The organism is Rhizobium leguminosarum (assembly GCF_001679785.1).
GTDB lineage: Bacteria > Pseudomonadota > Alphaproteobacteria > Rhizobiales > Rhizobiaceae > Rhizobium > Rhizobium leguminosarum_R.
Genome location: NZ_CP016286.1, coordinates 4,252,182 through 4,272,478 on the forward strand (window position 1 = coordinate 4,252,182; position 20,297 = coordinate 4,272,478).

General features: G+C 60.3%; 23 protein-coding genes and 1 tRNA gene. 14 read left to right on the plus strand and 10 right to left on the minus strand.

Translation table 11 applies throughout. The annotated features are described in order from the left end of the window. Positions 1 to 117: 117 nt before the first annotated feature. Entirely contained in the window at positions 118 to 1,422 is a 1,305-nt protein-coding gene (gene pncB / locus BA011_RS20640) for a nicotinate phosphoribosyltransferase (protein WP_003544452.1), read from the plus strand. Here the strand turns inward: pncB and BA011_RS20645 are convergent. Together BA011_RS20645 and BA011_RS20650 are read right to left on the minus strand one after the other, a co-directional pair. Beyond that, positions 1,404 to 1,643 carry a CrpP-related protein gene (locus tag BA011_RS20645; protein ID WP_065282612.1) on the minus strand — a complete coding sequence of 80 codons (240 nt, stop codon included), beginning with the start codon at positions 1,641 to 1,643 and terminating at the stop codon, positions 1,404 to 1,406. The genes pncB and BA011_RS20645 overlap by 19 nt on opposite strands. 429 nt (positions 1,644 to 2,072) lie before the next feature. Next, positions 2,073 to 2,282 carry a KTSC domain-containing protein gene (locus tag BA011_RS20650; protein WP_041936127.1) on the minus strand — a complete coding sequence of 70 codons (210 nt, stop codon included), beginning with the start codon at positions 2,280 to 2,282 and terminating at the stop codon, positions 2,073 to 2,075. 206 nt (positions 2,283 to 2,488) lie between these two features. Here BA011_RS20650 and BA011_RS20655 point away from each other — a divergent pair, with 206 nt between their 5' ends. Next, entirely contained in the window at positions 2,489 to 3,301 is an 813-nt protein-coding gene (locus tag BA011_RS20655; protein WP_237352497.1) for a hypothetical protein, read from the plus strand. 255 nt (positions 3,302 to 3,556) lie between these two features. Here BA011_RS20655 and BA011_RS20660 read toward each other — a convergent pair. Then, positions 3,557 to 3,646, minus strand: a tRNA-Ser gene (locus tag BA011_RS20660). Between the two features lie 229 nt (positions 3,647 to 3,875). Between BA011_RS20660 and BA011_RS20665 the strand changes: the two genes are divergently transcribed. From BA011_RS20665 to deoA, 9 genes are all read left to right on the plus strand, one after another. Beyond that, positions 3,876 to 4,193 (plus strand): hypothetical protein, encoded by a 318-nt coding sequence (locus BA011_RS20665; protein ID WP_003544459.1) that lies wholly within the window; start codon positions 3,876 to 3,878, stop codon positions 4,191 to 4,193. A 318-nt stretch (positions 4,194 to 4,511) separates the two neighbouring features. Beyond that, positions 4,512 to 5,504, plus strand: coding sequence for a BMP family lipoprotein (locus BA011_RS20670; protein ID WP_027669152.1), 993 nt, complete (start codon positions 4,512 to 4,514; stop codon positions 5,502 to 5,504). Between the two features lie 84 nt (positions 5,505 to 5,588). Next, on the plus strand, positions 5,589 to 7,100 hold the full coding sequence (locus tag BA011_RS20675; RefSeq protein ID WP_065281806.1) for an ABC transporter ATP-binding protein: 1,512 nt from the start codon (positions 5,589 to 5,591) through the stop codon (positions 7,098 to 7,100). Between the two features lie 7 nt (positions 7,101 to 7,107). After that, the gene (locus BA011_RS20680; protein ID WP_029873710.1) at positions 7,108 to 8,211 is read left to right on the plus strand and encodes an ABC transporter permease; all 1,104 of its coding nucleotides are present in this window, start codon (positions 7,108 to 7,110) and stop codon (positions 8,209 to 8,211) included. A 10-nt stretch (positions 8,212 to 8,221) separates the two neighbouring features. Further along, positions 8,222 to 9,193, plus strand: coding sequence for an ABC transporter permease (locus BA011_RS20685; protein ID WP_065281807.1), 972 nt, complete (start codon positions 8,222 to 8,224; stop codon positions 9,191 to 9,193). Position 9,194: 1 nt separating this feature from the next. Continuing rightward, positions 9,195 to 9,584 carry a cytidine deaminase gene (locus BA011_RS20690; RefSeq protein ID WP_028757711.1) on the plus strand — a complete coding sequence of 130 codons (390 nt, stop codon included), beginning with the start codon at positions 9,195 to 9,197 and terminating at the stop codon, positions 9,582 to 9,584. Continuing rightward, positions 9,581 to 10,381, plus strand: a complete 801-nt coding sequence (locus BA011_RS20695; RefSeq protein WP_065281808.1) for a purine-nucleoside phosphorylase — start codon at positions 9,581 to 9,583, stop codon at positions 10,379 to 10,381. The genes BA011_RS20690 and BA011_RS20695 overlap by 4 nt, the downstream gene beginning before the upstream one ends. A gap of 108 nt (positions 10,382 to 10,489) precedes the next feature. Continuing rightward, entirely contained in the window at positions 10,490 to 11,266 is a 777-nt protein-coding gene (gene deoC, locus BA011_RS20700; protein ID WP_065281809.1) for a deoxyribose-phosphate aldolase, read from the plus strand. Position 11,267: 1 nt separating this feature from the next. Beyond that, entirely contained in the window at positions 11,268 to 12,575 is a 1,308-nt protein-coding gene (deoA, locus tag BA011_RS20705) for a thymidine phosphorylase (protein WP_065281810.1), read from the plus strand. A 6-nt stretch (positions 12,576 to 12,581) separates the two neighbouring features. Here deoA and BA011_RS20710 read toward each other — a convergent pair whose 3' ends face one another. The 7 genes from BA011_RS20710 to BA011_RS20740 form a co-directional block, all read right to left on the minus strand. After that, the gene (locus BA011_RS20710; protein WP_065281811.1) at positions 12,582 to 13,151 is read right to left on the minus strand and encodes a TIGR02281 family clan AA aspartic protease; all 570 of its coding nucleotides are present in this window, start codon (positions 13,149 to 13,151) and stop codon (positions 12,582 to 12,584) included. A 125-nt stretch (positions 13,152 to 13,276) separates the two neighbouring features. Next, the gene (gene upp / locus BA011_RS20715; protein ID WP_003544477.1) at positions 13,277 to 13,906 is read right to left on the minus strand and encodes a uracil phosphoribosyltransferase; all 630 of its coding nucleotides are present in this window, start codon (positions 13,904 to 13,906) and stop codon (positions 13,277 to 13,279) included. A gap of 105 nt (positions 13,907 to 14,011) precedes the next feature. Continuing rightward, complete coding sequence (locus tag BA011_RS20720; protein ID WP_065281812.1) at positions 14,012 to 14,980, minus strand: adenosine deaminase; 969 nt, start codon at positions 14,978 to 14,980, stop codon at positions 14,012 to 14,014. After that, on the minus strand, positions 14,977 to 16,197 hold the full coding sequence (locus BA011_RS20725) for a phosphopentomutase (RefSeq protein ID WP_065281813.1): 1,221 nt from the start codon (positions 16,195 to 16,197) through the stop codon (positions 14,977 to 14,979). The genes BA011_RS20720 and BA011_RS20725 overlap by 4 nt, the downstream gene beginning before the upstream one ends. 210 nt (positions 16,198 to 16,407) lie before the next feature. Then, positions 16,408 to 16,989 carry a TadE/TadG family type IV pilus assembly protein gene (locus BA011_RS20730; protein ID WP_027669162.1) on the minus strand — a complete coding sequence of 194 codons (582 nt, stop codon included), beginning with the start codon at positions 16,987 to 16,989 and terminating at the stop codon, positions 16,408 to 16,410. Beyond that, entirely contained in the window at positions 16,989 to 17,624 is a 636-nt protein-coding gene (locus BA011_RS20735) for a TadE/TadG family type IV pilus assembly protein (RefSeq protein WP_065281814.1), read from the minus strand. Before BA011_RS20735 ends, BA011_RS20730 begins: the two co-directional genes overlap by 1 nt. Before the next feature lie 116 nt (positions 17,625 to 17,740). After that, entirely contained in the window at positions 17,741 to 18,151 is a 411-nt protein-coding gene (locus BA011_RS20740; protein WP_065281815.1) for a pilus assembly protein N-terminal domain-containing protein, read from the minus strand. Between the two features lie 380 nt (positions 18,152 to 18,531). On the opposite strand from BA011_RS20740, the gene BA011_RS20745 reads away from it, so the two are divergent. From BA011_RS20745 to cpaB, 3 genes are all read left to right on the plus strand, one after another. Next, positions 18,532 to 18,732 (plus strand): Flp family type IVb pilin, encoded by a 201-nt coding sequence (locus BA011_RS20745; RefSeq protein ID WP_065281816.1) that lies wholly within the window; start codon positions 18,532 to 18,534, stop codon positions 18,730 to 18,732. 124 nt (positions 18,733 to 18,856) lie between these two features. Then, positions 18,857 to 19,369 (plus strand): A24 family peptidase, encoded by a 513-nt coding sequence (locus BA011_RS20750; RefSeq protein ID WP_065281817.1) that lies wholly within the window; start codon positions 18,857 to 18,859, stop codon positions 19,367 to 19,369. Positions 19,370 to 19,479: 110 nt separating this feature from the next. Next, positions 19,480 to 20,295, plus strand: a complete 816-nt coding sequence (cpaB, locus tag BA011_RS20755; RefSeq protein ID WP_065281818.1) for a Flp pilus assembly protein CpaB — start codon at positions 19,480 to 19,482, stop codon at positions 20,293 to 20,295. The last annotated feature ends 2 nt before the right edge of the window (positions 20,296 to 20,297 follow it).

Below are 20,297 nucleotides of genomic sequence, written 5' to 3' on the forward strand. Positions count from 1 at the left end.
TAGTCGCCGATTTTTCGATAAGAAGGCGCACGAGCCGGTTTTGTGCGCCGGCTGGGAACTTGGCAGTACCCGGGGATTTGGCAGCACCTGACCGGAGTGGACAGGGGCGGGAGTTTGATGGCCAGGACCGATATCGCAAGACGCGTCTACAATCACGCCTGGAAACTCGATCCGATCATCCGCAGTCTGATCGATACCGACTTCTACAAGCTTTTGATGCTGCAGATGATCTGGAAGCTTTATCCAGACGTGAATGCTTCCTTCACCCTCATCAACCGCACCAAGCGGGTGCGTCTGGCCGAGGAGCTCGACGAAGGCGAGCTGCGCGAACAGCTCGATCATGCCCGCACGCTGAGACTTTCCAAGAAGGAAATGATCTGGCTTGCGGGTAACAGCTTCTACGGCCGTGCGCAGATCTTCGAACCGGAATTCCTTGCCTGGCTTTCCAATTTCCAGCTTCCCGAATACGAGCTGTCGAAGAAGGACGGCCAGTATGTGCTGGATTTCCACGGATCGTGGAAGGAAACCACCATGTGGGAAATCCCGGCGCTCGCCATCGTCAACGAGCTGCGCTCGCGCTCGGCGATGAAGGCGCTCGGTCCATTCACCCTCGATGTGCTCTATGCTCGCGCCAAGGCTAAGATGTGGTCGAAAGTCGAACGGCTGAAGGAACTGCCGGGTCTGCGTATCTCCGATTTCGGCACCCGCCGCCGGCACAGTTTCCTCTGGCAGCGTTGGTGCGTCGAGGCGCTGAAGGAAGGCATCGGCCCGGCCTTTGCCGGTACCAGCAACGTATTGCTGGCTATGGATTCCGATCTCGAGGCCGTCGGCACCAATGCTCACGAGCTGCCGATGGTGGCTGCCGCCCTTGCCGAAACCGACGAGCAGTTGCGCAACGCGCCCTACAAGATCCTGCGCGATTGGAACAAGCTCTATGGCGGCAACCTTCTGATCGTCCTGCCGGATGCCTTCGGTACCGCCGCCTTCCTGCGCGACGCGCCGGAATGGGTCGCAGACTGGACCGGCTTCCGCCCGGACAGTGCCCCGCCGATCGAAGGCGGCGAGAAGATTATCGACTGGTGGAAGAAGATGGGCCGCGATCCGCGCCAGAAGCTGCTGATCTTCTCCGACGGCCTCGATGTCGACGCCATCATCGATACCTACCGGCATTTCGAAGGCCGCGTGCGCATGAGCTTCGGCTGGGGCACGAACCTGACGAACGATTTTTCCGGCTGCGCGCCGATCGAGATCTCCGGCCTCAACCCGATCTCCGTCGTCTGCAAGGTCAGCGACGCCAACGGCCGTCCGGCGGTGAAGCTCTCCGACAACCCGCAGAAGGCGACCGGCGACCCGGCCGAGGTCGAACGCTACCTGAAATTCTTCGGCGCCGAGGACAGGATCGATCAGACCGTTCTGGTGTAGGTCTGGGCCAATGTGCCGCTATCACGGGGCATATTGATGTGCCCCGCCATCGCATCTTCGATCGACCAACCGAAGCGCCAGGCGTCAAACATCGAGTACCACTCCTGAAAATCGGCGATCGGCAGGATATCCGGCTTCGACATCGGATTGTCGGCCAGACTGCGGCCACGCGCACGGTCCCGTGCGCCACGCTCCTGCATCTCAATCAGATTCTCGAACATCATTACCCCCGACTTTATCCCGATTTATGCAATCATTCTAATAAAGCATTGTCGAGTCCGGATGCGGCAATTCGGGTTTTTCACAGGATTAACCCCAATTCGCTAGTTGAGGGGATGATGAGGCCGCAGCCGTTCCGGATCATTCATCAGACAAGCTGAACATGGCGGCGTCCGAGAGCCGCCCTGCCTCTCGCCATCACGGTCCACGAGCACCCATGACGGGGAGGCTCGGCTTCCTGGCTGGGGTCCGCCGCCGAGCCTCCCGGCTGGCCGATCTTGAACAGGCCGGCAGCGCCGACAAATTGCCGCTTTCCGACAGCGGCGATCCAACCCCGATGATATTAAGGGCTAACAGCCGGTTAATATCCACCGGCCTCGTCCCGATCTCGCACAATCCCGCAATGCGAGCGGCGGTATCGGCTCGGGTTTTCAGGCCGCCAATCTGCGAAACCGGGTTCTGATCCGGTCGAGATAATAATGGCCGGGAGACGGCGCCACCGTCATCGCATGGGCTTCCGAGGAGGGAACGCCTTCGAACAGACGTTCCTCGCCATTCTTGAAACAAATCCTGAGCCGCCCGTCTTCCTGGCTGAAATAGACGGTTTTGATGATCTTCGATTTGACCGAAAGTTCTTCCACCTGTTTAATCTCCGTTTTTTGGTTTGGCAGAAAGATAAACCCAAACGTGCAAAGACGCGGTGAAGCGGCATGGTAAAAAATCAGGAATCTTAGGTCGTCGGGACGTCAATCGGGTACCGTCGCCACACCTCGACACGGCCGAGATGGCTTCTGCAGGGTTCGGTATGAGAACTTGCTGAAAAGAAAGATCAACGTTTGACAGCACCATGTTTAATGACGATATCTTCCATCCAGAGGCGAGGGATGGCAGGGGTGCAATGTTCGGTGAAGCGATTTCTTTTGTAAGACGTAATCTGTCTTTTGTATGTGTTGTTGTTGCAGCCAATTGCGCATTGGTGGCTTTTGATGATTACAGCGGTGGAAACAAAAGTAATTCAGCGCAATTTTTCGTTTCTTTGTCTTTTGGATTCTTCATTCAGAATGCAATATTAAATGGAGACGGGAAAGTTTCAAACTTGACCAGCGGCATGCGTGGGTTTGGTGGCTACATCTGGAAGAACTTGCTTATCATCCTCGTCGTCATTGGAATCGGGATTGGTGCCCCTGTCGCATTCGGCGCCGCTTCTCTATCAAGGAACGCATTTCTACTCTTATGTCTTGCGGTAATCGCAATGATCCTTCCGCTGCTCCTTGCCCTTGTCGGAACCTGGCCTATTGCCGGAATTGCGGGCTCTAAAAGCGGGCTTTCAGCTGCCTTCAGCCGGGGGAAACGCGGTTTGGTTCCCACCTTTTTACGGCTGTTTGCCGGACTGTTTCTTCCCTTCATCGGTGCTTTGATATTGATGACGGCAGCAACATCGATGTCATACACAGCCGATAGCATCTTCTCGGACGGAAAACTGAACCTCATCGCTTTGGCAATACTGGTGATTTGCCAATGGGCGTCGACATTCGGACTGTGCTACGTTTCGATCGTCCTGGCTCGCAAACTGCTGAGTTCCGAGGCTCCGCGGCCTCCAAACGGAGGACGTCAAGGGAATGCGGTCGCAGCGACGAGCGTCTCGGAAATTTTCGAATAGGGCCTACAGCGCCGCACGTCTTTTCAGACGCGCAAAGGACGCTGCACGCTCTGAATCTACGCGTCGGCCCGAATCGATTCCGATTTTCGGGCCGACGCGCTAGTCGTGATCATGCTGAGCCGCCGCCGGGCATTCCAATATCTGCAAGTCCGGGAATCTCGGCAGGGGCGTTGAGGCTGCTGCCACACACAATAGATCGTCACGAAGGCTGGCCCACGGCCGTGCGAAGGAAGGATCGGGGGTTTTAAAGAGAAATGGCGGACAGGGTGGGATTCGAACCCACGGTACGCTTTCACGTACACACGCGTTCCAGGCGTGCGCCTTAAACCACTCGGCCACCTGTCCTTTTTTGGCGTTCGCGCCCAGGGTAGGAGCAAATCGTCGGAACGGCGCGATATATACCGATGAATTTTTGCCGATCAACCGAAATCTAACAGTTTTTTGACTTCTTCCGATAAAACTCGCCTCGACCACTCCATTGTGCTTCACCTCATCGATGACTATGTAATTCTCTAAGGTGGAGAATGGCGCGGCCGGCCGGAATTGTCCGGCATATCGAGCGTCGGAGGAATTGATGCGTTTCCTGTTGCGTCTGGCGAGTCTTGTCGCGCTTGCGGCGGCCGTTATTGCCGGGACCATCGATTCGATCCAATCGGTTGCGGCGTCCTCCGTGGTGATGACGCCCATCTCCGATGCCTGGCAGGATGTCAGCCCGACAACGCTGACGTCGCTGCAATCCTCCCTTTCCTATTATATCCACCCGCGTTTCTACACGCTCATCTTCCAGTGGCTGATGCTCCAGCCGGCCTTTGCCGTTTTCCTGGTGATCGCGCTGCTTCTGTGGATGATCGGCTACAAGAAGCCGCCGGTGGCCGGGCGCTTCACTGCATAACAGAGCTGGTTTTGCCGGCACGATCGGGCGAGAAATCCGGGTGGGCATCGCCCGCTCTCCTACGTTTGTATTTGTCGCCGGATTGGCTAGAAAATCCGCATTCCGATGCAAGGAATGTCCAAAAATCAGCCCTGAAGAGCTGATTTTCGGCAATCACTGCAAATCTTTACCAGCTGAAAAATTTCTGGTGAATTTTTCCGTGAGCCATGCAAGGATGCGCGCAGCCAGGCCTCCGGGGGGAGGTCGGTGGTTCCGCAGACATGCCCGAAAAGGGCTTGCGGGAGGACCCCTAACGAATAGCAACAACAGGGCTGCACAATGAAAAAATCCCTTCTCACTCTCTTTGCCGTGGCTGCCATGTCGACGACGGCGCTTGCCGCCGATGTCAAGCCGGCGCTGGTTTACGGCACCGGCGGGAAGTTCGATAAGTCCTTCAACGAGGCGGCGTATAACGGCGCCGAGAAGTTCAAGACTGAGACCGGCATTGCCTATCGCGACTTCGAGCCGACGGGCGACACCCAGGGCGAACAGGCCATCCGCAACTTCGCAAGCCGCGGGTTCAATCCGGTGGTTGCCGTTTCCTTCGCCTGGACCTCGGCCATCGAGAAGGTTGCAGCCGAATTCCCGGACACCAAGTTCATCATCGTTGACTCCGTCGTCGATAAGCCGAACGTCCGCTCGGTTGTCTACAAGGAAGAAGAAGGTTCCTACCTCGTCGGCGTTCTCGCCGGCATGGCCTCCAAGACCGGCAAGGTCGGCTTCGTCGGCGGCATGGACATCCCGCTGATCCGCAAGTTCGAATGCGGCTACGAACAGGGCGCACGCTCCGTCAAGGCCGACATCGAAGTGTTCCAGAACATGACGGGCACCACCGGCGCTGCCTGGAACGACCCGGTCCGCGGCGGCGAGCTGGCCAAGAACCAGATCGACCAGGGCGCTGACGTCGTTTATGCGGCAGCCGGCGCCACCGGTCTCGGCGTTCTGCAGACCGCCGCCGACAACAAGAAGCTGTCGATCGGCGTCGACTCCAACCAGAACCATCTGCATCCGGGCTCGGTCCTGACCTCGATGGTCAAGCGCGTCGATCTCGCCGTCTACAATGCCTACAACGACACCAAGAACGACAAGTTCACCGGCGGTGTCCAGGCGCTCGGCGTCAAGGAAGATGGTGTTGGCGCCGCGATCGACGACAACAACAAGTCGCTGATCACGCCGGAAATGCAGGCCGCCGTCGACAAGGCCAAGGCCGATATCATCGCGGGTACCATCAAGGTTCACGATTATACCTCGGACAACGCTTGCCCGAAGTGATCCGCGCCCGAAAGTGATGATTGAGATCGGGCGTATGGCGGAGGGGATTTTCGCCATACGCCCTTTTCTTATTTGGAGCCTGTAGTGACAGATAAGCCCGCTATCGAGCTTGTCGGCATCGACAAGAAATTCGGTGCCGTCCATGCCAACAAGGACATCAACCTCATCGTTGCCAAGGGGACGATCCACGGCATCATCGGCGAAAACGGCGCCGGCAAATCGACCTTGATGTCGATCATCTATGGTTTCTACCATGCCGACAGCGGCGAGATCCGCGTCAACGGCAACCCAGTCACCATCCGCGACAGCCAGGCGGCGATCGCCACCGGCATCGGCATGGTGCACCAGCACTTCATGCTGGTCGATAATTTCACGGTTCTCGAGAACATCATGCTTGGCGCGGAAGGCGGCATGCTGCTGGCCAGGGGCGTCGCCTCGGCCCGCGCCGAGCTCAAGCGGCTGGAAACGGAATATGGCCTGGAGGTCGATCCCGACGCGCTGATCGAAGAGCTGCCGGTCGGCCTGCAGCAGCGTGTCGAGATCCTGAAAGCCATGTATCGCGGCGCCGAGATCCTGATCCTCGACGAGCCTACCGGCGTGCTGACGCCGGCGGAAGCCGATCATCTCTTCCGCATCCTCAAGGTGCTGCGCGATCAGGGCAAGACGATCATCCTCATCACTCACAAGCTGCGCGAGATCATAGCGATCACCGATACGGTCTCGGTCATGCGCCGAGGCGAGATGGTCGCGACCCGCAAGACGTCGGAGACGACGGTGGAGGAACTCGCCGAGCTGATGGTCGGCCGCCGCGTGCTGCTGCGCGTGCAGAAGGGCGAGGCCAACCCCGGATCTGCCGTGCTCTCCGTCCGCAACCTCACGGTCAAGGACAATCGCGGCGTCACCATGGTCGACAACGTCTCCTTCGACGTGCGCGCCGGTGAGATCGTCGGCATCGCCGGTGTCGCCGGCAATGGCCAGTCCGAATTGCTGGAGGCGATTGCTGGCATCCGCAAGCCGACCTCCGGTGAAATTCTTCTCGACGGCCAGACGATCGACAAGGCCGATCCCGCCCGCCTGCGTGATCTCGGCCTCGCTCATATTCCCGAGGACCGACACCATATGGGCCTGGTGCTGAAATTCGAGGAATATGAAAATTCCGTGCTCGGTTATCATCGCCGCCCGGCCTACAGCAAAGGCCCATTGCTCGATCTCGAAGCGATCCGCAAGGATGCGATGGAGAAGATCGAGAAATACGACATCCGCCCACCGAACCCGCGGCTGAAGACGGCGAATTTCTCCGGCGGCAACCAGCAGAAGATCGTCGTCGCCCGCGAGATCGAACGCGATCCGAAGATGCTGATCATCGGCCAGCCGACGCGTGGCGTCGATATCGGCGCCATCGAATTCATCCACCGCCGGATCATCGAAATGCGCGACGCGGGCAAGGCGATCCTGCTTGTCTCCGTCGAACTCGATGAAATCCGCTCCCTTTCAGACCGTATCCTTGTCATGTTTGCCGGCCATGTCGTCGGCGAGAAGACGCCCGATGCCGGTGAACAGACCCTCGGCCTGATGATGGCCGGCATTGCCGCGTGAGGCCTTTATGAGCACTGCTTCCGTTCCGCTGCCAAACTGGATCAACTACGGCCTCATCCCGCTTTTGAACCTCACCGTCGCCTTCCTGATCTCGGGCTTCGTCGTCTGGCTGATCGGCGAGAGCCCGCTCGATGCGCTGTCGCTGCTGATCCAGGGCGCGCTCGGCAATGGCGAAGGCATCGGCTTTACGCTCTATTACGCGACGAGCTTCATCTTCACCGGCCTTTCCGTCGCGGTGGCGATCCATGCGGGACTTTTCAACATCGGTTCCGAAGGCCAGGCCTATCTCGGCGGCCTCGGCTGCGCGCTGGTGGCGCTGGCGCTCGACCGCTACGTGCCATGGTATGTAACGATGCCGATCGCGGTGATCGGCGCCGGCCTGTTCGGCGCAGCCTGGGCCTTCATCCCGGCTTTCCTGCAGGCAAAACGCGGCAGCCATATCGTTATCACGACGATCATGTTCAATTATATCGGCGCAGCGCTGATGGTGTACTTGCTGGTGCATGTGCTGATCGTGCCGGGCAAGATGGCGCCGGAAACCCGCACCTTCCTGGAAGGCGGCCAATTGCCGAAGCTCGGCTGGGTCATGCAGCTGTTCGGCGCCAAGCTGGGTGCTGCCCCGTTCAACGTCTCCTTCATCATTGCGCTCGTCGTCAGCTACCTCGTCTGGCTGCTCGTCTGGCGCACCAAGCTCGGTTTCGAGATGCGCACGCTGGGCGTCAGCCCGACGGCGGCGGCCTATGCCGGCATCCCCTATGCCCGCACCGTGATCATCGCCATGCTGCTCTCCGGCGCGCTCGCCGGCATGATGGCGCTGAACCCCGTCATGGGCTCGTCTGCCCGTCTGCAGGTGGAATTCGTCGGCGGCGCCGGCTTCGTCGGCATCGCCGTCTCGCTGATGGGCCGCAACCATCCGCTCGGCATCATCATGGCAGCGATCCTCTTCGGTATCCTCTACCAGGGCGGCGACTGGATCTCCTTCGAAATGCCGAATATCACCCGCGAGATGATCCTCGTCATCCAGGGTCTGGTGATCCTCTTTGCCGGCGCGCTGGAATATATGTTCCGGCCGGCGATGGTGCGCCTCTATCAGCAGTTCAAGCGCGGTTAAGGAGCGGGCGATGGATTATTATGACATCTTCATCAGCGTTCTGAGCTCGACCATCCGCCTGTCGATCCCGCTGATCTTCACTGCCCTTGCCGGTCTGTTTTCGGAACGCGCCGGCATCTTCGATATCGGTCTCGAGGGTAAGATGCTGGGCTCGGCCTTTGCCGCCGCCTGCGTTGCCTATCTCACCGATTCGGCCTGGCTCGGGCTCGGTGCCGGCATCCTCTGTTCGGTGGCGCTGAGCCTGGTGCACGGCTTTGCCTCGATCACCAACCGAGGCAACCAGATTGTGTCAGGTGTGGCGATCAACTTCTTCATCGCCGGCATCACCATCGTGCTCGGCCAGGCCTGGTTCGGCCAGGGCGGGCGCACGCCGCAATTGGTGCCGGCTTCGCGCTTTGCGCCGATCATCCTGCCGGGCGCCGACGCCGCCCGCGACATTCCGATCGTCGGCCCGCTTTATGCCAATGTCATATCCGGCAACAATATCCTCACCTACCTCGCCTTCCTCGCCGTGCCGTTTTCCTGGTGGGTGCTTTACCGCACACGCTTTGGCCTCAGGCTGCGGGCCGTCGGCGAGAACCCGGGCGCGGTCGATACGGCAGGTATCTCGGTTGCCTGGCTGCGCTACCGCGCCGTCATGTGTGCCGGCATTCTCTGCGGCTTTGCCGGCACCTATCTGGCGATTGCCCAGTCCGCCGCCTTCATCAAGGACATGTCGGCCGGCAAGGGCTACATCGCGCTCGCCGCTCTCGTCTTTGCCAAGTGGAAGCCGGTGCCCGTCATGTTTGCCTGCCTGCTCTTCGGCTTCCTCGATGCGCTGGCAAATTTCATGCAGGGAAAGCAGGTGCCGCTGATCGGCGAAGTGCCGGTTCAGGTCTTCCAGGCGCTGCCCTATGTCCTCACCTGCGTCCTGCTTGCCGGCTTCATCGGCGTCGCGACCCCGCCGAAAGCTGGTGGCGTGCCCTATACGAAGGAGCGTTGATATGTCTCACGATCTGTTCGAAGCCGCCCGCGGCGCCATGGCCTTTGCCCATGCGCCCTATTCGAAATTCCCGGTTGGCGCCGCGATCCGCGCCGAGGACGGCAAGGTCTATACCGGCGCCAACATCGAAAACCTCTCCTTCCCGCAAGGATGGTGTGCCGAGCCGACGGCGATCGGCGCCATGATCATGGGCGGCGCGAAGAAAATCGTCGAAATGGCCGTTATTGCCGAGAAACTGCCGCTCTGCCCGCCCTGCGGCGGCTGCCGCCAGAAGATCTCCGAATTCGCCTCCAAGGAGACGAGGATCTATCTCTGCGATGAGGCGGGCGTGAAGAAGACCATGACGATGGAAGAGCTTCTTCCCTTCAGTTTCGAGACCGAACTCGGATGAAGGCGACGGTCGACCTGCTCGGCGCATTGCTCGGCGCCATCAAGCCGCGCCACGGTATCGTGCTCGGCTCCGGCCTCGGTTCCCTCGTTAGCCAGCTGGAGGGCGCCGTCCGTATTCCCTATCGCGACCTGCCGGGCTTTCCCATCAGCGCCGTCTCCGGCCATGCAGGCGAAGTCGTTGCCGGCCGTCTCGGCGGCGTGCCTGTCGTCATGCTCTCCGGCCGCGTGCATTATTACGAGAATGGCGATGCCAACGCCATGCGCCTGCCGATCGAGGTGCTGAAGGCGCTCGGCGTCGAAGCGCTGATCCTGACCAATTCGGCCGGATCGCTACGTGACGACCTGCCGCCCGGTTCGGTGATGCAGGTCACCGATCACATCAATTATTCCGGCATGAATCCGCTGATCGGTGAGGAAAGCGATCATCGTTTCGTCGGCATGACCAATGCCTATGATGCGGGGCTTGCCGCGGCGATGCAGGGGGCAGCGGCGAAGCTTGAAATCGAGCTGGCGCAGGGTGTCTATATGTGGTTCTCCGGTCCAAGCTTCGAAACGCCGGCCGAAATCCGCATGGCGCGCATCCTCGGTGCCGATGCCGTCGGCATGTCGACGGTGCCCGAGGTCATCATCGCAAGAATGCTGGGCCTGAGGGTTGCAGCCGCCTCCGTTATCACCAACTATGGGGCAGGCATGACCGGCAATGAGCTCAGCCATGAAGAAACCAAGGACATGGCGCCCATCGGCGGCGCCCGTCTCGCCGCTATTTTGAAAGACATGATTGCGGCTGGAACAGGATGATTTTAGGCCGGGTCGGCCTAAAATCTGAATCCTGTTCCACATTATATAGTGAGAGCATGGTGCCGAAAACCGCTTACGCTTTCGGCTTATGCTCTAGAGGAAGCGAAGATGAATAGCCATTCCAACCGGGAGACAGCGGCTGTCGCCCTTTCTCTTCTCGATCTCACCAATTTGAGGGATGATTGCACCGAGGCGCAGATCGACGCGCTCTGCGCCCGTGCGCAGACGCCCTACGGCACCAGCGCTGCGATCTGCATCTGGCCGCGGTTCGTCGCTCAGGCCCGCACTATCCTTGGCACTGGGCACGCCGTGCGTATCGCAACCGTCGTCAACCTCCCTTCCGGCGATATGGAAGTAGCCGATGTCGCCGCTGAAGCCCGTGAGGCGATTGCCGATGGCGCCGATGAGATCGATCTGGTCATCCCCTACCGCAAGCTGCTCGCCGGCAATGAGAAGGCGGTGACCGACATGGTCAAGGCCGTGCGCGCAGAATGCGCCGGCCCCGTTCTTCTGAAGGTCATCATCGAGACTGGCGAGCTGAAGGATGCCGCATTGATCCGCCATGCCTCCGAACTCGCCATCGAAGCCGGTGCCGATTTCATCAAGACCTCGACCGGCAAGGTCGCCGTCAACGCGACGCTCGAAGCCGCCGACATCATGATCCGCGCCATTCGTGAAAGTGGACGCAAGGTCGGCTTCAAGCCATCAGGCGGCATCGGCTCGGTGGCCGATGCCGCGCTCTATCTGAGCCTTGCCGAAACCATCATGACACCGGATTGGGCGATGCCGTCGACGTTCCGCTTCGGCGCTTCCGACCTGCTCGACGATATCCTGGCGGTTCTGAGTGGAACACAGTCGGCCCCGGCTGCGGCGTCGGGCTACTGAAATGATTCCGCAGGAGATCATCCGGCGTAAGCGCGACGGCGACGAACTCGACGCCGCCGAAATCAGCTCCTTCGTCGCGGCACTCGCCGCCGGTCGGTTGTCGGAAGGCCAGATCGGCGCATTCGCCATGGCCGTCTGGTTCAAGGGCATGTCGCGGGCCGAAACCGTGGCCTTGACGCTGGCGATGGCCGATTCCGGCGACAGGCTGCAATGGGCCGATATCGATCGCCCGATCGCCGACAAACATTCGACCGGCGGCGTCGGCGACAATGTTTCGCTGATGCTGGCGCCGATCGCCGCCGCTTGCGGCCTCGCCGTTCCGATGATCTCCGGGCGCGGCCTCGGCCATACCGGCGGCACGCTGGATAAGCTCGAATCCATTCCCGGCTATATGATCACCCCGGACGCGGACCTGTTCCACAAGGTCGTCAAGGAAGCGGGATGCGCCATCATCGGCCAGACCGGGGCTTTGGCGCCCGCCGACGGCAGGCTTTATGCCGTGCGCGACGTAACCGCCACCGTCGATTCCATTCCCCTCATCACTGCCTCTATCCTCTCGAAGAAACTTGCGGCGGGGCTCGAGACGCTGGTGCTCGACGTCAAGGTCGGCAACGGCGCCTTCATGGCTGACCGCGGCCAGGCGGAGATTCTTGCGCAGTCGCTGGTCGAGGTGGCCAATGGCGCAGGCGTGAAGACGTCGGCCCTGATCACCGACATGAACCAGCCGCTTGCCGATAGTGCCGGCAATGCCGTCGAGATGCGCAACTGCCTGGATTTCCTGGCGGGCAGAAAGGCCGACACGCGGCTTGAGATCGTCGTTCTTGCTTTCGCCGCCGAGATGCTGGTGAAATCCGGTATCGCCGCCTCGTCTGATGAAGCCGAGGGAATGGCGCGTCGGGCGCTGTCATCGGGAAAGGCGGCCGAGGTCTTCGCGCGCATGGTGTCCATGCTCGGCGGCCCGGCCGATCTCATCGAAAACCCTGACCGACACCTGGCCAGGGCGCCGGTCGCAAAGCCTGTTCCGGCCGCCCGGTCCGGCTGGCTAGCCGCCTGCGATGCGCGCGGTATCGGGGTCAGTGTCATCGATCTTGGCGGCGGAAGACGCCACCCCGCGGACCGGATCGATCATCGCGTCGGCTTTTCCGAACTCCTGCCGCTCGGCACCCGCGTCAATGCCGGCGAACCGATCGCGCTGGTTCACGCCGCCGACGAAGCGGCTGCCGAAAGGGCAGCTGCGGCACTTGCCGCGCACTATCGCATCACCGAGGACAAGCCGGAGCTGACACCGGTGATTGCGGGCCTGATCTGACGCGGTTTACTGCTTGAGGCTGAGCGAACCGTCGGCGACGGAATAGGAGGCGAGCTTCTGCAAAAAGCTCATGCCGACCAGCGTCGTCCTCAGCGCATCGTCCTTCAGGACGAAGGCTTCGACCTCACGCACGCGAATGCCGCCGATCTCGACGCGGTCGAGCGTCACATGCGCGGCCTTCGTCTGGCCGTTCGCGGTGTTCACCCCATAGCGGAAATCGAGCTGGTTGGCGGTGAAGCCCAGCCGGCGGGCGAGCGTCTCGTTGAGCGCTACATAGGTGGCGCCGGTATCGATCAGGCCCTGCACCGGCTTTCCGTTGATCTTGAAGCTGCCGGTATAGTGGCCCTGCGCATCGGCCTGAAGGCGGATCGCATTGCTGCCGTAGACGGGCTCCGGTGCGACCGGCTGCTCGGTTTGGGTCGATACGTAATTGGCGGAGAGAGCGTCAGCGGGCTGCTGGCTGGTGCCCGCGAAGAAGGAAGGCACCTGAGTGGCGAGCACTGCGGCGATGCTGGCGAAGAGAACGGTACGCACGAGCATGAAACAGAAATCCTTCCTGTATAAACCCGGCTTCATGCAGGGCCTCATGCTCCAAGCTTGCTAAACCTCAAGTGCTGATAAGTTGCTAAGATCGACGCCAAAAGGCCCGGAATGAATCTCCGGGCCGCAAAGTCTTTCGATTTGGTAAAGGAAGGTTGAAATTACTTGGTGCCGTACATACGGTCGCCGGCATCGCCGAGGCCGGGCATGATATAGCCCTTCTCGTTGAGATGACTGTCGATCGATGCCGTGAAGACCGGAACATCGGGATGCGCGGCGCGGAAGTTGCGGATGCCTTCCGGGGCGGCAAGCAGGCAGAGGAAGCGGATATTGTGGGCACCGCGTTCCTTGAGCTTGTCGATCGCAGCGATCGAGGAGTTGCCGGTCGCAAGCATCGGGTCGACGACGATGATCAGCCGCTCGGCTACGTCCTCCGGCGCCTTGAAGTAATATTCGACCGGCTGCAGCGTCTCGTGGTCGCGGTAGACGCCGATATGCGAGACGCGCGCGGACGGCACGAGATCGAGCATGCCTTCGAGCAGCCCGTTGCCAGCTCGCAGGATCGAGGCGAAGACCAGCTTCTTGCCCTCGAGGATCGGCGATTCCATCGTTTGCAGCGGCGTCTCGATCGTTTCCATCGTCAGTTCGAGATCGCGGGTCACTTCGTAGCAGAGCAGCGTCGAGATTTCGCGCAGCAAACGCCGGAAACTTCCCGTCGATGTCTCCTTGCGCCGCATGATGGTGAGCTTGTGCTGCACAAGCGGATGATCGATGACCGTGACGCCGTCCATGGGGAAGCCTTTCATTCTTTCTATCGAATGTTTCTTTCACGGAAATTGGCCCGACCGCAAGAGTGGTGGCCAATTTGCGTCGATCTTCCCCAGCCTCTGGGGTCTTTAAAGCCGGGCGAGCAAGTCCTTGCGCGTCTGCTCGTCGACGAAGGCCGCTTCGATCGCCGTGCGCGTCATCGCATCGATCTCGGCGTCGCTGAAGCCGAAAGCTCCGGCGGCAAGTTCATATTCCCGCTTCAGTGAAGTATAGAAGAATGGCGGATCGTCCGAGCTGATCGTCACCCGCACGCCCGCTTCCTTCAGTCGCCGCAGCGGATGGGACGCGAAATCGGGAAACACCCCGAGCGCGATATTGGAGCCCGGGCAGATCTCGAGCACGGTGCCGAGGTCGGCAAGCCGCTTCACCAGATCGAGATCCTCGATGGCGCGCACGCCGTGGCCGATCCGCGAGGGGCGCACCGCATTGAGCGCGTCGTCAACGCTGAAGGCGCCGCAGACCTCGCCGGCATGGATGGTCAGCCCCAGGCCGGCATCGCGGGCGATATCGAAGGCGCGGGCATAGTCGGCCACACGGCCCATGCGCTCTTCGCCGGCAAGGTTGAACCCGGTAATCAAAGGATTGCTGGCCTTTGCCGCATATTCGGCAGCACCGATCACGCTCTCCGGACCGAAATGCCGCTCGCCGGTGACGATCAGCCGAGCCTCGATGCCACTCTTTTCCTTGGCCCGCCGGATGCCTTCGCAGATACCGGATATATAGGCATCGGCGCCCAGTCCGATGCGCTTGCCGTGGTCGGGCGAAACGATGAGCTCGCTGTAGATCGTATCGATGCCGGCGAGTTCGTCGAGATAGGTTTCGGTCAGAAGCGCATAGTCCTCCTCGGTTTTGTAGACCTCGGAAACCTTGTCGTAACATTCGAGGAAGCTTGCGAAATCATGCCAGACATAGGCGCCGTCGCGAAGCTCAGCGCTGATGTCGACGCCATATTTCCGTGCCTGCGCCGCGGTCAGAGCTGGCGGTGCCGCACCCTCCAGATGGCAGTGCAGTTCGACCTTCTTCAAATGCGATGTCACAGAAAACTCCTTCCGTGCGGTCCGGCCGGGATGCCGAGATGCCGGGCGATGCTCTCGCCGATATCGGCATAGCTGCGGCGCACGCCGATCGAACGCGACCGGATGCCGGGGCCATAAGCGATGACAGGCACGCGTTCGCGCGTATGGTCCGTGCCGCGCCAGGTCGGATCACAGCCATGATCGGCGGTGAGCACGACGAGATCGCCGGGCTTGAGTTTCTTGTGGACTTCGGGCAAGCGCGCATCGAAGGCTTCGAGTGCCGCGGCATAACCGGGCACGTCGCGGCGATGACCGTAGATCATGTCGAAATCGACGAAATTGGTGAAAACGAGATCGCCGTCCTCAGCCTCGTCGATCGCCGAGAGCGACGCTTTCATCAGCGCCTCGTTGCCGTTCGCCTTGATGACCCTGGAAATGCCCTGATGCGCGAAGATGTCGCCGATCTTTCCCACGGCATGCACATGCCGGCCATGTTCGATCAGCCGATCGAGCAGCGTCGGCTCGGGCGGCAGCACGGAGAAGTCGCGCCGGTTTCCGGTGCGCTGGAAAGTAGAGGCGGACTGGCCAATAAAGGGCCGGGCGATGACGCGGCCGATATTGTAAGGATCGAGCAGCCCCCGGGCCAAACCGCAGAAGGCGAGCAGACGATCGAGGCCGAAATGTACCTCATGCGCTGCGACCTGGAAGACCGAATCCGAGGAGGTATAGCAGATCGGCCTGCCGGTGCGGATATGGTCCTCGCCGAGCCGGGCGATGATCTCCGTTCCCGAGGCATGGCAGTTGCCGAGAATGCCGGGCACGTCAGCCTCCCTGCACAGCGCCTCGATGAACTCCTGGGGAAAGGCGTCGCCCTCTATCGGGAAGTAACCCCAATCGAAACTGACAGGTGTTCCCGCGATCTCCCAATGGCCCGACGGCGTATCCTTGCCGCGGGAAATTTCGGTGGCGGCGCCATAAATGCCGTAGACCTTCTCCGGGACGGGCATGCCGGCCGGAAACCGGCCGGAGGCGGAGCGCGCGATGTGCATCAGCCCGAGTTCCGACATGTTGGGCAGGGAAAGCGGCCCTTCGCGCAATCCGGCGCGGTCTGCGGCTCCGGCCGCGCAGAACTCGGCGATATGGCCAAGCGTATCGGCGCCCTCGTCGCCATAGGCCGCCGCATCCGGCGCTCCGCCGACGCCGAAGGAATCCAGAACAAAAAGAAAGGCGCGCGCCATTTTACACCCGAGAGAGCCGATCGCCGGCCTCTGCAATGTCGGAGGCAGCTGAGACCCAGCCATATAATGCTCCGGCCGGCTTGGCAAATTACAGCGCCGCGCGTCTTTTTCAGACGCGCAAAGGACGCTGTAACGTTTTGAATTGCTGCATAACTCCCCAATCGATTTCGATTGAGGGAGTGATGCAGCAGAAAAGAGCGGGAAGGGCCGTCAGCAGTCGCCGCAGGGGATCGAGTCGCCTTGCCGCTGGCGGTAGAAATAATTGCGGCTGATGGTGATCGTGCGCATGCCGTCCGGCATGAAGTTCGGCGCGAACAGGAACATCGTATAGGGGATGCTGACCTCGGTACGAACAAGGAAGCTGTTCGCCGTCTTCATGTCGGTCGGCACGTCGCTCACAGCGGCATTCTTGGCATAGGGCACCGTCCCGTCTTGGGCCCAGGACCAGAGCACTTTCGCATTGGCGCCGGCGTCGATGCTAATCCCGGTGATCTTCATCGTCAGCGACGTCGTGTTGTAGGGCAGGAAGATTGCGTTTGCGACCGATGGCATTTGCGCAAGCGCACTCTTGGTGACGGATTGCTGCTGGGTGACGAGGTCGGCCACCGTTCCTGCAGCGCGCGTCACCCGCTTGCTGACGCTAAGGCCGATCGTGATCTCGAAAGCGCCGATATAGAGCATGACGAGCACGGGAAAGAGGATCGCGAATTCGATCGCGCCGGCGCCCTTGCGGTCGCGGGCCAGCCGCCGCGCCGTCAGGACCAATCTGGTGAACGGGTTGCGCAACGCCATCATGGATACTGCTCGTTCTGGAAGGCCGCGGTCCCGACGATCAGATATTGGCTCGGCATCGAGCCGCCGGAGGGACGTATCGTGGTGATATAGGGCCGGACCAGATCCGTGATGATTTCCCAGCGATAATAGGCGCGTAGCATGTTGATCGTGCCGGCGCCGCCCGGCGTATATTTGAAGGCAGCCGGGTTGATGTCGGCATATTTGTCGGTGGAAAGCTTGGGGATCGTCGTCGGAATGGCCGAGAAGGTGTTGAACGTTTGCACATCCAGGTAGAGTTTGCTCGGTGTGGCGACTTCGCTCGCCGAGCAGCGGATCAGGATCGAGACCTCATCGCAGAAAGCCTGGCGGAATTGCGCCTGGTTCATATCGGTCGTGCGGCCGAGATTATAGGTAATCTGCCCGGTTCGCATCCGGCGGCTCATCGTATCGACGGCATTGGAGACGAGTTCCTCGGCGGCGAAGGCGACGAAAGTTTCGAGGATTGCGAAAATCACCAGGAAATAGGGAATGGCGAGCAGGGCGAATTCGATCGCCGCAGCACCCTCGCGTGAGCGGGCGAGAGCGCGAAACCGTAAGAAACGGAACGGCGCAAAAGCGCGCCCCTTATCCGTCTTCTGATCAATTACCGTCATTGCCTGGACCCGAGCGACATTTTCCAATCGTCAGACTAAGGTCCGTTCGTTGATTTTCCGTTTCAACCTGACACGACGATTTTAACGAATGGACGAACAAGCTGAAGGTAAGCCACTTAGGGCGAGGTTGTCCCGGTGGCCGCCTGCTGCGCATGCTGCTCGCAGTTCGGCGTGCAGGATAGCACGGAGCGCTGGGTCTGCCGGTAGACGCGCACCGTATTGCCCTCGTCGATCGACACCAGGATGCGTTCGTCGAGGATCGCGTTGCCGTCGGCATCGAGGAGGACCAGATTGGTGGTGCCGAAGCTGCGTCCCGTGAGCACGATGGTCTTGGCGTCGGCCACGGTCGCATCGGCAACTGCGGCATTGCCGACAATCACCTTGCTGACAGGGCGGTCGAGCTTCAAGACGCGCGCGTGATCCATATAGACGCGCAGCATGTCATCGTCTGCGGCCGCGGACACTCCCGAAATACCGAAAACGGCGATCATGCCGGCAAAGAAAATGGTTTTGCCGCTCGATGACATTGGGTCCTCTTTCACGATCACAGCGCAATATGCGCATAGAATGGAAAAAATTGGTGAACGAAGCCTTAAGCCTACCACTTTGTTCCGGGATGAAGCGTAATGATCCGATTTGGTACGGCTTTAAGACTGCGCACGCCCCGGTTGGAAACAGGATATGTGCTATTTCCGGATGAATTCAGCGGTTATTCCAGGAATATCGTTAAATATTGAGCGAAGCGCGTAAGAAAATACTGACTCTACAAAGGTCTGTTGTCTCGTTCACATGTCGTTAACTCTTTTCCTTAAGCCGATGGAAACGGCCATTCGCTAGGTTGCAGTCATCCGATCAACGGCAAACAGTTGGCGGACGTGCTGAACATCAACTGGAGTTAGGAGTTACCATGACCAAGCTTTTTAGCCGTTTTCTGAAGGACGAATCCGGCGCGACCGCAATCGAATACGGCCTGATCGCCGCCCTCATTTCCGTAGCGCTCATCACCGGCGCAACGACCCTCGGCGGCAAGATCGGCGACACGTTCAACGGCTTGAGCAACAAGATGAATACGTCCGTTACCTCGGCTGAAAGCGCGGCCGGCAACTGAGTTAGACACCGCCAAGCGGCGTCCGGATAATGCCGGCTGGATTTGCTCCGGCCGAGCTATTGAGCGGGCTCACAGGCTGAACGGCTGTGAGCCTTTTCGCTTCTCGTTACGATCGGGTATAGGCATGACCGCAGCTGCAGTCTTCGTGATACTGCCACTCTGCCTCGCCATGGCGGCCTTCTCGGATCTGTTCACCATGACGATCCCGAACCGCATTTCCGTTATCCTGATCGCCTCTTTCCTCGTTCTTGCGCCATTCTCCGGCTTGGAGCTGGAAATGATCGGCATGCATCTTGCCGGCGCCGCCATCGTTTTCGGCGCCTGCTTTGCTCTTTTCGCCTTCAATGTGATGGGCGGCGGAGATGCCAAGCTGTTGAGCGCCACCGCGCTCTGGTTCGGTCTGAATGAATCCTTGCTTTTCCTGATGACCGATGTCGCCGCGATCGGCGGTCTCATCACCTTGCTCATCCTGCTGGTGAGAACGCAGTCCAATACCATCCTCGCCATCGGGCTGCCGGTACCGAACTCGGTCCTGCTCGCCAAGAAGATCCCCTACGGCATCGCGATCGCGATCGGCGGCTTCATGGCTTTTCCTTCTTCGCCGCTCTTCCTCGCCGCGCTGGAAAGCCTGAAATAACGGCATTTTAAATGCCCGTTAACTTAAAATGTAAGCATTCCATTAACCATAATTATACCAATTGCTGAGCATTCTACAGGGCGAACATATCGTGCCCTGAGGAATGATCGATGAAACCGGCCCGCCTTATAATCCTAGCTGTCGCCGTGGCGGCAGCCGGCCTTGCCGGCCTCCTGGCAATGCGCATGGCGGGCAGTGGCGGTGTCGTTACCCAGGTCCAGTCGGTCATCGAGAAGGAACCGACCGTCAACATCCTCGTCTCGAGCGCCAATCTGTCGGTCGGCGCAAGACTGGACGAGAAGTCGGTGCACTGGATGGCCTGGCCGCAGGGCGGCGTCGTTCCCGGCCTCATCACCGAAGCCGACAAGCCGGATGCGATCAAGGATCTGCAGGGCGCCGTCGTGCGTCTGCCGATCTTCGAAGGCGAACCGATCCGGCCGGAAAAGATCGCCGATTCCAGCAGCCGCATCCTCTCCTCGCTGTTGCCGGCCGGCAAGCGCGCCGTCGCGACCGAGATATCGGTGGCAACCGGTGCCGGCGGTTTCATCCTGCCGAATGATCGCGTCGACGTCATCATGGTCCGCAAGGGCACTGAGTCCGACAAGCTCATCACCGAAACCGTGCTGAGCAATGTCCGCGTCCTCGCCATCGACCAGCAGATCCAGGAAAAGGACGACGGCTCGAAATCGGTGGTCGGCACGACCGCGACGCTCGAGCTCACGCCCGATCAAACGAAGGTTCTTGCCGTCGCCCAGCAAATGGCAGACCGGCTGTCGCTCGCGCTGCGCTCGGTCGCCGATGCGCAGGAGCAGGATACCAGTGCCGCCGATTATTTGCTGAGCGGCGACAACGGCAGTGCGATCATCCAGGTCATCAAATCGGGCGCCATCGTCACGGATGCCGCCGCCGCGCCGAAGGCGGAGTAAGG

Bases quoted from the DNA above. Each gene is read 5' to 3' on its own strand.
- pncB (WP_003544452.1), top strand. From the start codon at position 118: ATGGCCAGGACCGATATCGCAAGACGCGTCTACAATCACGCCTGGAAA.
- BA011_RS20645 (WP_065282612.1), bottom strand. From the start codon at position 1,643: ATGTTCGAGAATCTGATTGAGATGCAGGAGCGTGGCGCACGGGACCGT.
- BA011_RS20655 (WP_237352497.1), top strand. From the start codon at position 2,489: ATGTTTAATGACGATATCTTCCATCCAGAGGCGAGGGATGGCAGGGGT.
- BA011_RS20665 (WP_003544459.1), top strand. From the start codon at position 3,876: ATGCGTTTCCTGTTGCGTCTGGCGAGTCTTGTCGCGCTTGCGGCGGCC.
- BA011_RS20670 (WP_027669152.1), top strand. From the start codon at position 4,512: ATGAAAAAATCCCTTCTCACTCTCTTTGCCGTGGCTGCCATGTCGACG.
- BA011_RS20680 (WP_029873710.1), top strand. From the start codon at position 7,108: ATGAGCACTGCTTCCGTTCCGCTGCCAAACTGGATCAACTACGGCCTC.
- BA011_RS20685 (WP_065281807.1), top strand. From the start codon at position 8,222: ATGGATTATTATGACATCTTCATCAGCGTTCTGAGCTCGACCATCCGC.
- BA011_RS20690 (WP_028757711.1), top strand. From the start codon at position 9,195: ATGTCTCACGATCTGTTCGAAGCCGCCCGCGGCGCCATGGCCTTTGCC.
- BA011_RS20695 (WP_065281808.1), top strand. From the start codon at position 9,581: ATGAAGGCGACGGTCGACCTGCTCGGCGCATTGCTCGGCGCCATCAAG.
- deoC (WP_065281809.1), top strand. From the start codon at position 10,490: ATGAATAGCCATTCCAACCGGGAGACAGCGGCTGTCGCCCTTTCTCTT.
- deoA (WP_065281810.1), top strand. From the start codon at position 11,268: ATGATTCCGCAGGAGATCATCCGGCGTAAGCGCGACGGCGACGAACTC.
- BA011_RS20710 (WP_065281811.1), bottom strand. From the start codon at position 13,151: ATGAAGCCGGGTTTATACAGGAAGGATTTCTGTTTCATGCTCGTGCGT.
- upp (WP_003544477.1), bottom strand. From the start codon at position 13,906: ATGGACGGCGTCACGGTCATCGATCATCCGCTTGTGCAGCACAAGCTC.
- BA011_RS20725 (WP_065281813.1), bottom strand. From the start codon at position 16,197: ATGGCGCGCGCCTTTCTTTTTGTTCTGGATTCCTTCGGCGTCGGCGGA.
- BA011_RS20730 (WP_027669162.1), bottom strand. From the start codon at position 16,989: ATGGCGTTGCGCAACCCGTTCACCAGATTGGTCCTGACGGCGCGGCGG.
- BA011_RS20735 (WP_065281814.1), bottom strand. From the start codon at position 17,624: ATGACGGTAATTGATCAGAAGACGGATAAGGGGCGCGCTTTTGCGCCG.
- BA011_RS20740 (WP_065281815.1), bottom strand. From the start codon at position 18,151: ATGTCATCGAGCGGCAAAACCATTTTCTTTGCCGGCATGATCGCCGTT.
- BA011_RS20745 (WP_065281816.1), top strand. From the start codon at position 18,532: ATGACCAAGCTTTTTAGCCGTTTTCTGAAGGACGAATCCGGCGCGACC.
- BA011_RS20750 (WP_065281817.1), top strand. From the start codon at position 18,857: ATGACCGCAGCTGCAGTCTTCGTGATACTGCCACTCTGCCTCGCCATG.
- cpaB (WP_065281818.1), top strand. From the start codon at position 19,480: ATGAAACCGGCCCGCCTTATAATCCTAGCTGTCGCCGTGGCGGCAGCC.